The organism is Xenorhabdus yunnanensis (genome assembly GCF_028598805.1).
Lineage (GTDB): Bacteria > Pseudomonadota > Gammaproteobacteria > Enterobacterales > Enterobacteriaceae > Xenorhabdus > Xenorhabdus yunnanensis.
This window is the reverse complement of sequence record NZ_JAQRFI010000068.1, coordinates 1-12,819: the sequence shown is the minus strand read 5'-3', so window position 1 is coordinate 12,819 and position 12,819 is coordinate 1. Positions and strand designations below refer to the sequence as shown.

Sequence of the window (12,819 nt, the reverse complement as noted above, 5' to 3'; positions counted from 1 at the left end):
ATGCATCAATTCGAGGGCACGTTTTTGTTCTGGTGTCAGATGAATTTTCATGGTTGCAAGCATGGTCTGGTTTGGGGGATAAATCAAGCATCTTCAATGGCGATTGGTATATATGATATAGAAACTATCATTTCAGAACTCCATTAATGATGAAGTAATAATTGAACGATTTCATTAAAAGGGGGTAATATGAAAATCTTATTTAGTATCGTTTTAACAATTTTATCTTTAATCATACAGCCAGCTTTGGCCTGGCAGAAATATGATATAACATTTTCAAATCCGGCAAGGCCGTCTGGAGAGGTTTATCAGCTTAACTCCAATTCTGGTCTCACTCATTTATCCAAAATAAATGACGCATGTATGGCTAGCGCAGGTCCATTAAATTTCAGTGTTAGCAATAAATATAACATGACCGTTGAGGACATTAACTCTGGTCTTGGTAAATGCTTTTGGATACAAAAAAAGATAATCTGGGCAGTGAGTCATACATATAATCCCGCCAGCACAGACCCTGAACCCTGTTTAATGCAATTGAGTGTCACTTTCTACTGGGGAGATCACTGGCATGCGGCAGTTACGAGCACCTGTAACAATCTAATTAAATATGCAAAATGTGCAATGGAGGATTGCCTTAATTATTGTCCAGATCTGAATAATTGCCATATGACAAAGACAGGGAGTGTCGGCGTTTCTGTACCCGATAAGATAAATATAGTCTTTGCACAGTAGAAATGCGCCGAGCTTTAAATATGATCATTTGTCTCTTAAGGAATTGAAATTAACTATACAAAGGTGAGAAATCTCACCTTTAATTCCTGTATAGGGATTCCTTTAGTTTAAGGAGGCTCCGATTTCAGAGACTCCTCCTCGTGGGTAGGTTAAAACAGCCCTGTACGTTTAACATACCAACCTGTAGTCGAGGTCCTCACTTTGGCTCAGTTCCAATCGGACAAATTTTTGGCTGATCGCGCCAATTGGGATTTGAAAGCCCATCTAAGTGGGAATTCCCACTTTGACGATAACTCATTGATAAACATCCAGACGCCATATTTGACATCTGGTCAAAGTGACCACCTCGGACAAATCAATGAGTTACCCAACCATTGCGGAAATCCCTATAGTTGCCGCAAGGTGTGATATCCCATCTTGGGTATTGTGATTTCCGCAATACCTTTTATTTGTGTAGGTACTTCAGATGTTATGGGGTGAATTTCTGGTCTGTAGTGATAGTGGCTTCTCATCCTCACTTGGACTCTTCTTTGGCAAAAGTGTATCTGATCGCCAAATATTATCAAAAAATTTGAATATTTTAAAATACTGTTTATATGTACAGAAATGTACTGGTTCAGCGGGGCATTTTAGCAGTGAATTTTTTGAATAAAATAATGATGACCGTTCTTCAATATAAATTTTAAGAAGGATGAACTGAGGGAAAAATCAGACCCAAAACGGGCAAGAATGGCATGTATTTTTGTTACACTTTCTTACAAACAGAAACATATTGGTTATAAACAAAAACACCTCGGAGGGGAAGATCTGAGGTGTCTTAAATTTTACTTCACGTGCATTTTACGTGCACTTTTAAGTCCATTTACTGTCATGACAGTGACTACTCAACTTTGCTAACTGGCTGTTTTTCAAGTTGTTGTCCTGATTCCTGGCGGGAGTTGATCTGGTTTATTAACTATATAATAAATAAGATATTTATGTTTTGGTTGTTGGTCTTTTACTACTAAACCTACTACCAAAAACATTTACGATTGCTTTTTAACCGAGGAGGGGATTAGGTGTATGTTTTTGTTTTTATAAATAGCATTTATACGTGTCCCACTGTCCCTTATGTATTTATATAATATAAATATATTATATTTATTATATAGTTATACTTATTTTAAAATTATGTACTCAGTAAAAACTAGGGACAAAAGTGGGACAGCACCTAATATAGGCGTCCCGATGCTTCGATAACCCCCCTCCTCGGAAATGCACAACGTCTTTTACCAGCGGCAAACAGCCGCCAAATTTGTCGGTAGGGCTAAGTGGGTATCTCCGCTTAGGCCAAAGCAGTAATTCCTACTTAGGGCAGGGAGTGAAAAATTCCTATAAGTACGTCTCTTTTCTATCTGGCTACTCCATCCATTATGGATTTTTCGCCGGGCTTGGCATCTTGACTTTCGAGTCCAGTAGTTTGATGTAGTTTAGGGGCTGTTAATATTTATCTGTAGTTTGGTGTAGTGTTATGTGAAAAATTTTGAATGGAGGCGGCTCGCTTTATTACTAGCCCATAGTTCATTGAACCGTTCGGCAGCGCACTTTGCTCCCAGAGATGATCTCATTTTAATCATTATTAAAATCAAATGGTTAACCGTAACGCGATATTGAGCTACGGGTAATGTGCTGATTCCTCCGAAACGGAGCAATTAAACTTAATCAGAGAGTTAAGGCAGAATTCCGCCTTATGTATCAGCTCCCTGGCTTATCCCATCCGAGTTTTTTAAGTTCTACGATCAAAAAATCATATACGTTAATAGCACTTTTAACATTAACATGCTCGCTACAACAGATTGTGAAAGCTTCTATTGGAGAAAAACGTTTTTTGTAGAAAAAGTATTTTTCCAGAGGGTGCTTCTTTTCAGCATAAATAGGTTTATCAGGGCAATTATATTGTTCATCCATCCAAGGTATAAATTGGTCTACAGTCAGGTCATAGACTTTTTTGTCAATTTCTAGCCAATAATGATGTTCCTTATTTTTTTATCACTGCCTAATATAATATTGATACTTGAACTGGGGAAAAACTTTTTCACTGTTAAGCCGAGGAGTACAGAAGTGAGTTGGCAAGTATTGGTAGGGAAAGCACTAAAATAATCTAATTCCATATTTGATATCTTATTACGATTTTTCTCTAATATGAAACGTGTATCAGCCGCTAATTTAACAAGTCCGTTTTGCATAGTTTGTAATCGATATTATTTAGTTTATAGGAGGGTAAGGGATTAGTTTATCAAGCTTATCTTTGATGGTGAAATACTACGTTCTGACTGATGATTTTTTAAACTGTAGTTTTCTGTACCTTTCGGCTAAAAAATAGACTTGTTAGTGTTTGCTTACCTGATAAGCCTTGCTATTAAAGGTGTCAGAAAAACTCCCGTTTCCCTGAATTTTGTGTTCTTAGTGGGGTAATCTGGTATATTTTATCTACAGAAACTGGCTTATATCTGATTATACCTCAGCTAAAAAATTAGCATTCCTTTGTACCCTCATACGTAATAAGGCGGCGTGATGAGCAATAATGCAGAGACTATCCGCGACTTTCTAATCTCACTGGGTTTTGAGGTAGACGGCGCGGGTGAGAAGAAATTTAGTACGATAGTGGCAGGCGTCACTGGCAATGTTCTTAAATTAGGTGCCACCGTGGAAGGCGCTGCGCTTGCCGTTGTGGGCTTTACGGCTCAGGTTGCCAGTGGGCTTGATAAATTGTACTGGCAGGCACAACCTATAGGCGGTACAGCCGAGCAGATTAAATCATTAGGCTATGCGGTCAGTCAGGCGGGCGGTAGTGTAGACGGGTTAAATTCGTCGCTGGAGGGTTCGCCAGTTTTTTAAGGAATAATCCAGGGGGCGAAGGCTTCCTGCGTAACATGGGTATTCAGACCCGTGATACTAACGGCAAACTGCACGATACCGCCTCGCTGGTGGCGTTGGTCGGCGAACGGTTGTCAGCCATGCCACAGTATAGGGCGAATCAGTATGCTGGCATCCTCGGCATTGATGAAAACACCCTGATGGCGATGCGCCGGGGGATTGGCGGTTATGCCTCTGATTATCAGCGGATGATGAAAACCATGGGCTATAACCCCACCGCCGCCGCTAAAAACGCCAATGCCTTCATGACTGAGTTCTATAAATTGAAAGCGGTCATGGGGACGGCTAAAGACAAGATCGGCGGTGAGCTTGCCCGAGCATTGACGCCCAGTATCGAGAAACTCACCAGCCTGATACTCAAACACTGGCCAACCATTGAAAAAGTCATTATGTCGGTGGTGAAAGCCATCCTCACAATGTCTGAAATGCTCGGTCAATTGGTCTATCGCGGTGCTAAGGGTATCCAAGACCTGATCGGCTGGTGGAAGAAATTAGACGAAGGCTGTAAGAACCTGATTAAAACGTATAGTGCCATGCTTGCCGCATGGTGGGCGCTGAATGCCGGATTCCTCGCTTCTCCTATCGGAATCATCATGGCACTGGCGGCAGCGCTGTTTCTGTTATATGACGATTACCAGACATGGAAAGAAGGTGGTGAGTCGCTGATTGATTGGAGCAAATGGGAGCCGGCGATTAACTATGCGCTCAATGCATTGGGTGAACTAGAAGAGACGTTTTCGGGTTTATGGGGGTCAGTTAAGGAACTGGGTAAGTCGTTTTCGGGTCTGTGGAAGTCACTGTCCCCGCTAATCGCTGAGTTTGGAAAGCTGATTGGCATAGACTTTAGCCAGTTCTCGGGTCAGGCTTTCTTCGACAGTTTAATCAAGTCGATTAAGAACAGCATTACCTTTTTGACTTATCTGGTTGATGCCATGAGACAGGTCATTGACGGTGACTTTAGTGGGGCGCTCTCCTCGCTTAAACAAGCAGGTGGCATTGTTTTAGATAATACGAAAAGCAGTATTGGTTTCGGGTTATATAATTGGGCAAACGATAAGGTAAATAAGTACCTGTTCCCTGAATGGTTGTGGGGTGCACCATCCAAAGACAATAACCAGACAAGCGGGAAAGCGTTGCTGAATTCGATGTCTGATACTTTCACTGCCTTGGAAAAGCGCCATAACTTACCTTCGGGTTTATTGCATGGTGTTGCTATGACGGAATCAGCGGGAAATCCAAAAGCAATTGGCCCCAATACGAAATACGGTACCGCAAAGGGGCTGTTCCAATTCATTGACTCCACCGCTAAAGGTTATGGTTTGACGGGCAATGATGTTTTCGACCCTCATAAATCGGCAGAGGCGGCGGCCAAGATGCTGAGTAGTTTGCTGAAAACGCACAGCGGGGACTTGGATAAGGCGCTTGCTTCGTATAACTGGGGTATCGGGAACGTGCAGAAGATCGGTATGGATAAAATGCCCGCTGAAACACGCAACTATATTCCCAAAGTCAGAAAAAACATGAACGGGACAGCACTGGCTAAAAACAGCAGTTTTAATTTCGACCCCCGAATGCTTGGTAACGCGATGGCGAATATCGGCAACATGTTGGGTCATATGGATCCTAAGACGCTCGATAACGCTACAGCGAATATCACTAACATGCTGAGTCACACGGGTTACACGCCTAAACGGTTGGAGTTATTAGCCAATAACCAACCCAATCAACCCACAATAGAGCAACACCTTACGATCCATGTGAGCGGAGTAGAGTCTCCTCATGAAGCGGCAGCGCTTACTGGTGAAGCAGTGCAGCGTAATAACGCAATATTAGTGCGCAGTCTACAAACTAAGATGAGCTGATTATGGATATTTTATCGACGTTATTTTCTCAGAATACGAGACAAATTGAGATGATAGTACCTAGCGTGGTGATCTCTGAGAAGCACATTGACTCAACTGCGCGCGATGGATTTTAGACATTATGCATCCCAACAGTGAGCCAATAGTAATGGGTATCCCTTTAGTTTTTGGCGGGGATATATCGGAACAGCATAGCTATTTAGGGTTCAATGGGGAACTATTTTTTGTAAATCACGGTTCCCGCAATGAAACAAAGGGAGAAGAACTAGGCAAGACCCATAGGTTATACTTTGTTTCATCTTAAAGCCATTCTGTGAGGTGACGAATGTTAAAGAGGATTGCGTGTATAGCTCTATTACTTGTCTCGATGGGTGCTATTGCTGATAAAAATAATGGGGTTGGTGTAGATTCCCAAATGCGTTACTACGTTATTAATGGAGTATATGTATGTAATGTATACCCGCTACAGCAAGAGTATGAGCGTGCTCTTGGTATGGGAATGTTAGGCAAGGCCGCAATGATTATTGCGGGAGATGAGAATAAAAAAGAGATAATAATGCAGCTTTTTACCGCCAGCGGTGAGCGAACGGAGGCACTTAAAATGCCGATTTTACGACTGCATAAAGCATCATCAACCCTATCATCATACATACCCATTGATAAAAAACTAAGCAAGAAAAGGGCTTATGCTTTGATTTCTAAAGCAAATCAAATTGCTTATGCAGTTAAGTAAGGTGAAGATGGTATGAATATCACAATTACCAATTGTCAAGTATCAACAAGCTAAATGTTGGTGTTGAAATTGTAATCAGCCCCGTTAAGGGGCTTTCGATTCTAGCGTCTGGCTAGAATTAAGTTTAATCAGTGAGTTATATAGCCCATAGCTGAACTGGAAAAATATTCCCAGTTGCATCAACTACCAGAGATGGTCAAAATCTTGACCATGATCCAAAACCCGCTTCATTAGCAGAATCAATAGGTTAACCGTAAAGCAAGTCTGGTTTACGAACAATATCAACTAGATAAGCCCATTGTGCCGGGGGAATTACCGATATCCCGGCAGGTAAAAGCAAGGGGCTTTTGATTCTACCTAATCGGTATAATTAAACTAAATCAGTAAGTTATTGGTTTTATTGATGATGGAAATTTCCATCACCATTGCTGCACAAAAACCGAGTGAATATCTTTCACTTGGTTCTAAAATAGCCGATAACCTTTTGATTATATTAGTAACTCAAATCTGAGTAACGATAGTTAACCCTTTGATTATATTAATGACGCAAATCTGCGTCATTATATCTTGCCCGTCCACTGCACGACTGAGAAACTCCCCGGTAACTTCTTGATAAGAATTAATTATCGCGATTCGCGAGAATTGAAAAAAGCCTTTGAAAATCATTATCATCCAAATTTGGATCATGAATTGTCCTTTACTCCAATGGAGTAAAAGCCTTTTAAAATCTTGACCATCTACTCTTGGCCACATTTCCCCTTATCCACCAGCGATGATATTATGTACTTGTTAACTAGTGCGTTTGAGGCGGATAAAAAACCATGTACAGAGACATGCAAAAAATACTATCGCATTGGGGCGGGTGGGTAGTGCAAGGTAGAGTTAATATTGGCTGGAAGTCAGTTTCCGCCGGGTTTAAAGACGCGGTGACTTATACCCGCAACAACAAGTTATCGTGCAGTGACGAGGACGGCATGGTCATTGATGGCTGTGTTGCCAAGCTGCGTAACGTCGGTATGTCTCAGGAATGTTACTTTATTGAAGACCACTACGTTAAAGGCATATCCAAACGTGCAATTGGCCGCAAGTTCAAGCTCAGTGAGAGCGAGGTTAGAAAGCGAATGCTGGTGGCCGAAAGTTTTATTCTTGGGTGTCTGGAGGTTCTAGACGAACCTTTAGAAATTGACCTAATCTATGGCTTTCACGGTAACTACGCAGAAAAGCACAGTTCAGCATTGAGCGCACAATAGTGAAAAACCTATATATTGCGACTGCGTTGCATCTTAAAATTCATAAGTAATCTTCCATTATTGCTTTTTATTATAATAATAATTATTGAAATGATTATTATTAGGTAGTATTTATTGTTGTGGTTATTTTCTCTAACTGACAAAGGCATAAATGTTTATGTATCTATCGCGTAAAAAATGAATTTATTATTTTATCAATAAGTTGAGTTAATTTGTCACTGTTATGGAAAATAATATTAGTAATAACAGAGGGCGAAGAAGATGAAAAAATATCTGGTTGGCGCGTTATGTGCGTCTTATTTTCTACTTGTTCCTGTTCAGGCAACTGCTCTTATTTGTAGTCCTCAGCAAACAGATGCAGAGTATTTTGCTTGTATAGGCAAGTGCGTATCAGATAATTGGTGGGCTCCAGCATTGATGTGTGCTTTACTCTGAAAATTATCGTGGACGGGGGTGGCTTCGATGATACTCAAATCAACATGGGGGTCGCCTCATTAAGTATACACTCGGTATCTGACTGATTATTTTCTCGGGTTTGTCTTGAGATCCTATGAGTCCTTAGAAATAGACCTGATATATGGCTTCCACGGTAACAGGGCGAATTTGTCCAGTTCAGCATTGAGAGTTTAATGATCGAAAGCCCTTCCATTGCCAGACAACCAACGCGAACGGCTCCACCAACTCGCAGGGTCAAATCTCAGGTATTATGGGCAATACGAAGTCCTTTTTCGGGTTTAGCTCGCAGGGTATGCAACCCATTGATAAAGTTCAAATACTGTGAAACGCCGAGTTTGGTTAGGTGCGGTATAAAAAGCGAAACCCCGACAGTGGCAATCAACGGGGCTTCTAAATCGTCAATCTTTGGGAATGGATTAAAGGCTCTGGCAACCCCTAACTCTAATGCAGAAAGTAACACGATGAATTTAGCAACCCTATAGTAAACTCCACTGTAGCTATGTCAAGCCGTAACTTACTGAATTAACTTAATTCCGTATGTGATACGGAATCAATATAACCCATTGAAATATAATCAAGCTGCAAATATACAGCTTGCTCAAGGATGAGGCGTTTATACTGCAAGGTATCCCCCATTACTGCATAGATTGCGATCAGGGGCAATATCACATGCAGCGGACTTGTGAAACCTTGGGTACCTACAATTTATGTTTGCCCCGAGAAGAAGTTCGTAAGATTTATGATTTGTTATATCGTGAGTTAGTTAACGCCACTGAAAAACCTGCACCAAAAAGAATTAAAGGAACTGCAAAGCAAAGCAAATTTATTGTTTCCCTGCTAAGATCCCATGGCTGTAATGATGACGATTTTAAAGGAAGCATATCATCATTACGGAAAAAAATAGTCTTTAAAGCTAATATTGATATCGACCCCGATCTTGACGATAAAACGTTAATAGCTTGGCTCAAAAAAGCCGAAGTAAGAACATAAGGAGTTTTTAAAAACTCCGCCACCTCACCTACACAAAGTAATAGTCTTCCTCTCGTACCGATCAATAACAATCGAGGAAGGCTATTATTTATGCAACACTCTCTTATCAGATTACCCGAAGTTTGTCGCCGTACTGGTTTAGGCAAGTCTACGGTATACAAGTACATTTCCGAAGGGAAATTCCCCAAGCAGATAAAGACCGGCGCCCGTGCTTCTGCATTTATCGAAAGTGAAATCGATGCGTGGATTAACAAGCGCATTATTGCGTCACGCTTGGATGAGCGCTTAGGAGCGGCGAACAATGGGTAAGCTGTATCGTAATGATATCTTTGCGGTATCCCCTGCCCGACAATTCACCCTCTTACCTTTGCTGGTGGATATACGGGCATGTCTAACATCGCAAGCTGAATTAATTTTGCCGCTGTACCCTACCGAATAACGGAGTAATAAACATGGAACATTTAAAAAGTGGCTTAAGTGCCACCGGACAAACTCGCTCTAAATTCAAGATGGGCGATATTACCGCCACTACATTTGCCGAAGTATTGCCCGTTATTCAAAGCAATATTAACGGGCAGGGGATTAACTGTGTCAGCGCGAAAGCACTACAGAAACTCTTGGTATAGAAACCAGACTGACGGACTGGATCAAGCGCCGCATAAACGAATATGGCTTTACCCAGGGTATTGATTATCAAGTTGCAGAAACTTTGAGTGACTCAAATTTGAGTAGCACAAAATCTAGACAGCAGATGAAGCACGACTATTTAATAACTTTCAACATGGCTAAAGAGCTTGGCATGGTTGAGCGTACCGAGCAAGGACGTTTAATCCGCCAGTATTTTATTAAGTGTGAGGAGGCATTACATCAAGTAGAACCAACCATTACCCAACAGCTACGCAATGAACTGAAATCACGCTTAAAAGTAGCGAACTACTTTAAGCCTATGTGCTTAGCGTTGGAACTGGCGCGTATGGAACAGGGAAAAACCACACTTCCACGCCATTACTCCAATGAATCAAACATGCTGAGCCGTATTGTTCTGGCAGGGATGACAGCTAAGCAATGGGTGCAACAACACGGTGTTATTGGCAATCCGCGTGATGCCATGAGCGAGTTACAGCTTGAGCACCTTTCTTATTTAGAGCAGACCAACACAACACTGATTGAGCTAGGTATGGACTACCTCGCCCGTAAGAACAAGCTAATGGGTCTATCTCAGAAATGGTTAGCTCAGCGCATGGAGGCGAACGCATGAATATTGAATTTTTTGAACCTATAAGTGAGAGCTGTCACGGAAATAGTGATCATTGTCTCTTTACTTTGTTATCAAACATTGGCTATATTGACCCTGCACCAGCAAAATCTGGTGTCAGGATTGGAACCCTGAATAAGAACTACACGGCGACACATGACGCGCCAAGCGTCTTTTTTTGTGTCCTAGCATCGCAGCACCTTTCATTTAAGGTGTTATTCGCCTATACGTATTCTATGGTGATGCTAGCAGGGCTACCGAAAGGTAGGCTGGTTTCCGTGTACGCCAGTAGTTCCAACCCTGTTAGCGTCACCACCCTTTCAGAGATTGGAACCTCCGGTGGTGACTTCGTAAAAGTTCACACGGAGATCGCAACTATGGCGACTATCCCTACTCCAACTCATTTCAAATTCGTCTTTCTGAGCGTTAAACGTGCAGATGAAACCGCCACACCTTGCCGTATAGAAGCTATTGCACCCGATGAGCATTGCGCTCGCTCTGTACTTTCCCGTGATTTCGTCCTGTTCTTCGCTGGTCGCTTGCCTGTTCAGGAGGTGCGCCATGTCTGATCGTTCATTAGCAAATATCTATGCCCATCCTGCCGACCTGATGGAGCCTATTGCGGTATTTCTTAAATCCGTGGAGTTCCTGCGCTTAGATCCCGAGGCAAGTGCTTTAGTGGCGGACTTACTGTCCTATACCCAGCTACTGGCACAGACGCATGTCGGTACTACTAATGGGGGTGAGCAATGAGTAATTACCGTTCTGTCATAGTGAATGGCATTGTGACTCTGTACCACCAGCAAGAAAACGGCAAAGAAGAGATCGTTATTTCACTGCCTGTTACCACAATTTTAGACCGAGCGAATAGAGGTGACTGGGACGAGCAGGGGGTCTTAGCTTTCCAGCTACTGATGGCGTGGCTGAAAACTCTTCCCGCTGGGGAACCTATTGATGACATTCGTTTCTTCCGTTGGATGGTGGCGCATGTATGGGTCACAGAGCAAAGGAAAAAGCATCACGGTAAGCCGATCTTCTCGCTGGAAAGTTCCCCTATTGTTTTACCGCTTTTCCTATCAAGTGAGCGTTCCGCGCTGGCGAATAACGTTGAAGGTGCGCTGATTGAGCGATTCGGCCACGAACAGGGAATAAAAAACGCCAGTATTTTCTACCAGCAAATGCTGACGGGTTCCCTTGGTCAAGGGCTGTCACTGTCGGATTTTGGTCGAGAAGTGCTGTTCGAACTGCACCGTAGCTTTATCGAAGAGGGTATACCTCAGATGGCTTTCAATAAGCCGGAGGTTTTGCACTGATGAGCATCTCAATAGCTGAACACGCTAAATCCACCAGCTTTGTAGCTGAACCAGTTAACGATTGTAAGACTCAGCAGAATAGCACTAAAAGGAGGAGTTATGCCGCGTAAACAGTTAAAAGACTTTTCCGATTCAATGGAAGTCAAGGCTGCGCATATGTCCCCAACGGCAAGATCAGATTTTGCATGGTTCGTTAAAAACCCTGATTGTCGTTATCATCTGCGCGAGCCTTTCGCCGATGAATATAAAACGCATGAAACGCCAGCGCCTCATCGCTGGTGCATGTTGGTGCACCTGATAATTGACCAGAACCCCATAATGTATACCTCCGACGATGGCGGTAAAACAGTACGTTCGGCAAATTTGATACAGCTAGGTCATATCCCGGTGCCCTGCGACCCTGTAGACAGTGATTTTCTTGCTTATCTGGTTGCGAACCAGACAACGGACAAGAGTCAAACAATCTTGAGCTTACTGTGGGCTGATGGGCTTGAAAAGATGGGCGTACAAGATAAGTAGGGGACGATAACTGGGTAATAACGGTTATAAACGCGAACGGGAAAAGAAACCATAAATTAAAATGGAATACAAATAACCCCTCCACGGAATAAAGGCCAGTATGTGGAAAATTACATATTGGCTCTCTGTGTTTTGGTATTACAGCCTGCGCATGCAGAGTGTATTTCAGTATTACAGCCTGCACATGTAAAGGACTTATTTGTTATTTCGTTAGTGGCTATGTTGCTTGCGTTTATATCCGTTTATGACTGTTTAATGCAGGAGAATATGCAATGAGCATTAGTGAATTGATGCTGACTAAAAAAGAAGTTAAAGCGGCGCTGCACTATAAATCTGATAGTAGCTTTCATGAGTTTTTAAAAAGAACCCCTGAGTTTCCCAAATCTGTGAAATTGGGGTTAAGGCGTGTCGGATGGGCAGCAAGTGAAGTTAATGAGTATATAGAGTCTCGTCTTAATACACGTGAGCAGGAGGATAAATAAAATGGCTAAAAGAAGTCTATCCCGTTCCAAAAATGATCATATTGCCATTATGCAACGTTGTAATTCCATTAAAGGTGACACACTTCCCTCTGATTTAACTAACCAGCGTGATTGTGGTGGACATTTATTGATAAAGTTTATGTAAACCGCACTGTGCGTCGCCGTATTGCTGCCACAGAACGTCGGGAAAATAAAAAGCAAGCTTGGATTCACATATTAAGCGCAACACCGTAATGAACGAAGTAAATGAGTGGGTACTCCTTTAAATAACTCATTCGGTGTTTTGTAATCTCGTGTTTTACGAGGGCGAT

General features: G+C 42.2%; 16 protein-coding genes and 2 pseudogenes. 17 read left to right on the top strand and 1 reads right to left on the bottom strand.

What is annotated here, in order from left to right; genetic code table 11:
- Window positions 1-189 precede the first annotated feature (189 nt).
- The 7 genes and pseudogenes from PSI23_RS18755 (at window position 190) to PSI23_RS18735 (ending at window position 7,493) form a co-directional block, all read left to right on the top strand.
- The gene (locus PSI23_RS18755) at window positions 190-732 is read left to right on the top strand and encodes a hypothetical protein (RefSeq protein ID WP_273556501.1); all 543 of its coding nucleotides are present in this window, start codon (window positions 190-192) and stop codon (window positions 730-732) included.
- Between the two features lie 2,553 nt (window positions 733-3,285).
- Entirely contained in the window at window positions 3,286-3,609 is a 324-nt protein-coding gene (locus PSI23_RS18750) for a hypothetical protein (protein ID WP_273556500.1), read from the top strand.
- Between the two features lie 35 nt (window positions 3,610-3,644).
- Complete coding sequence (locus tag PSI23_RS18745) at window positions 3,645-5,510, top strand: lytic transglycosylase domain-containing protein (protein WP_273556499.1); 1,866 nt, start codon at window positions 3,645-3,647, stop codon at window positions 5,508-5,510.
- A 2-nt stretch (window positions 5,511-5,512) separates the two neighbouring features.
- Window positions 5,513-5,605 (top strand): annotated as a pseudogene (locus PSI23_RS23500) (phage baseplate protein); the annotation flags it as partial.
- A 14-nt stretch (window positions 5,606-5,619) separates the two neighbouring features.
- Window positions 5,620-5,814 carry a phage baseplate plug family protein gene (locus PSI23_RS23265; protein ID WP_373567355.1) on the top strand — a complete coding sequence of 65 codons (195 nt, stop codon included), beginning with the start codon at window positions 5,620-5,622 and terminating at the stop codon, window positions 5,812-5,814.
- 21 nt (window positions 5,815-5,835) lie between these two features.
- Window positions 5,836-6,243, top strand: coding sequence for a hypothetical protein (locus PSI23_RS18740; RefSeq protein WP_273556498.1), 408 nt, complete (start codon window positions 5,836-5,838; stop codon window positions 6,241-6,243).
- 821 nt (window positions 6,244-7,064) lie between these two features.
- Window positions 7,065-7,493 (top strand): antiterminator Q family protein, encoded by a 429-nt coding sequence (locus PSI23_RS18735; RefSeq protein WP_273556497.1) that lies wholly within the window; start codon window positions 7,065-7,067, stop codon window positions 7,491-7,493.
- A 697-nt stretch (window positions 7,494-8,190) separates the two neighbouring features.
- On the opposite strand, the gene PSI23_RS18730 is transcribed toward PSI23_RS18735, so the two are convergent.
- A complete protein-coding gene (locus PSI23_RS18730) occupies window positions 8,191-8,409 on the bottom strand; it encodes a hypothetical protein (protein WP_273556496.1) in 219 nt (72 codons plus the stop codon).
- A 209-nt stretch (window positions 8,410-8,618) separates the two neighbouring features.
- Between PSI23_RS18730 and PSI23_RS18725 the strand changes: the two genes are divergently transcribed.
- From PSI23_RS18725 to PSI23_RS18675, 10 genes and pseudogenes are all read left to right on the top strand, one after another.
- The gene (locus PSI23_RS18725) at window positions 8,619-8,939 is read left to right on the top strand and encodes a hypothetical protein (protein ID WP_273556495.1); all 321 of its coding nucleotides are present in this window, start codon (window positions 8,619-8,621) and stop codon (window positions 8,937-8,939) included.
- 90 nt (window positions 8,940-9,029) lie between these two features.
- Window positions 9,030-9,248: a helix-turn-helix transcriptional regulator gene (locus PSI23_RS18720; RefSeq protein WP_038217067.1), complete on the top strand. Its 219-nt coding sequence runs from the start codon at window positions 9,030-9,032 to the stop codon at window positions 9,246-9,248.
- Complete coding sequence (locus PSI23_RS18715) at window positions 9,241-9,378, top strand: hypothetical protein (RefSeq protein WP_273556494.1); 138 nt, start codon at window positions 9,241-9,243, stop codon at window positions 9,376-9,378. The genes PSI23_RS18720 and PSI23_RS18715 overlap by 8 nt, the downstream gene beginning before the upstream one ends.
- A 7-nt stretch (window positions 9,379-9,385) precedes the next feature.
- Window positions 9,386-10,197, top strand: a pseudogene (locus PSI23_RS18705) (antA/AntB antirepressor family protein).
- Complete coding sequence (locus PSI23_RS18700; protein WP_306309633.1) at window positions 10,164-10,763, top strand: host cell division inhibitor Icd-like protein; 600 nt, start codon at window positions 10,164-10,166, stop codon at window positions 10,761-10,763. Before PSI23_RS18705 ends, PSI23_RS18700 begins: the two are co-directional and overlap by 34 nt.
- The gene (locus tag PSI23_RS18695; protein ID WP_273556491.1) at window positions 10,756-10,947 is read left to right on the top strand and encodes a hypothetical protein; all 192 of its coding nucleotides are present in this window, start codon (window positions 10,756-10,758) and stop codon (window positions 10,945-10,947) included. The genes PSI23_RS18700 and PSI23_RS18695 overlap by 8 nt, the downstream gene beginning before the upstream one ends.
- Entirely contained in the window at window positions 10,944-11,507 is a 564-nt protein-coding gene (locus tag PSI23_RS18690; protein ID WP_273556490.1) for a hypothetical protein, read from the top strand. The genes PSI23_RS18695 and PSI23_RS18690 overlap by 4 nt, the downstream gene beginning before the upstream one ends.
- 99 nt (window positions 11,508-11,606) lie before the next feature.
- Window positions 11,607-12,026: a hypothetical protein gene (locus tag PSI23_RS18685; RefSeq protein ID WP_273556489.1), complete on the top strand. Its 420-nt coding sequence runs from the start codon at window positions 11,607-11,609 to the stop codon at window positions 12,024-12,026.
- Window positions 12,027-12,298: 272 nt separating this feature from the next.
- Window positions 12,299-12,508, top strand: coding sequence for a helix-turn-helix transcriptional regulator (locus tag PSI23_RS18680; protein ID WP_273556488.1), 210 nt, complete (start codon window positions 12,299-12,301; stop codon window positions 12,506-12,508).
- A gap of 1 nt (window position 12,509) precedes the next feature.
- Window positions 12,510-12,653 (top strand): hypothetical protein, encoded by a 144-nt coding sequence (locus PSI23_RS18675; protein ID WP_273556487.1) that lies wholly within the window; start codon window positions 12,510-12,512, stop codon window positions 12,651-12,653.
- Window positions 12,654-12,819 lie beyond the last annotated feature (166 nt).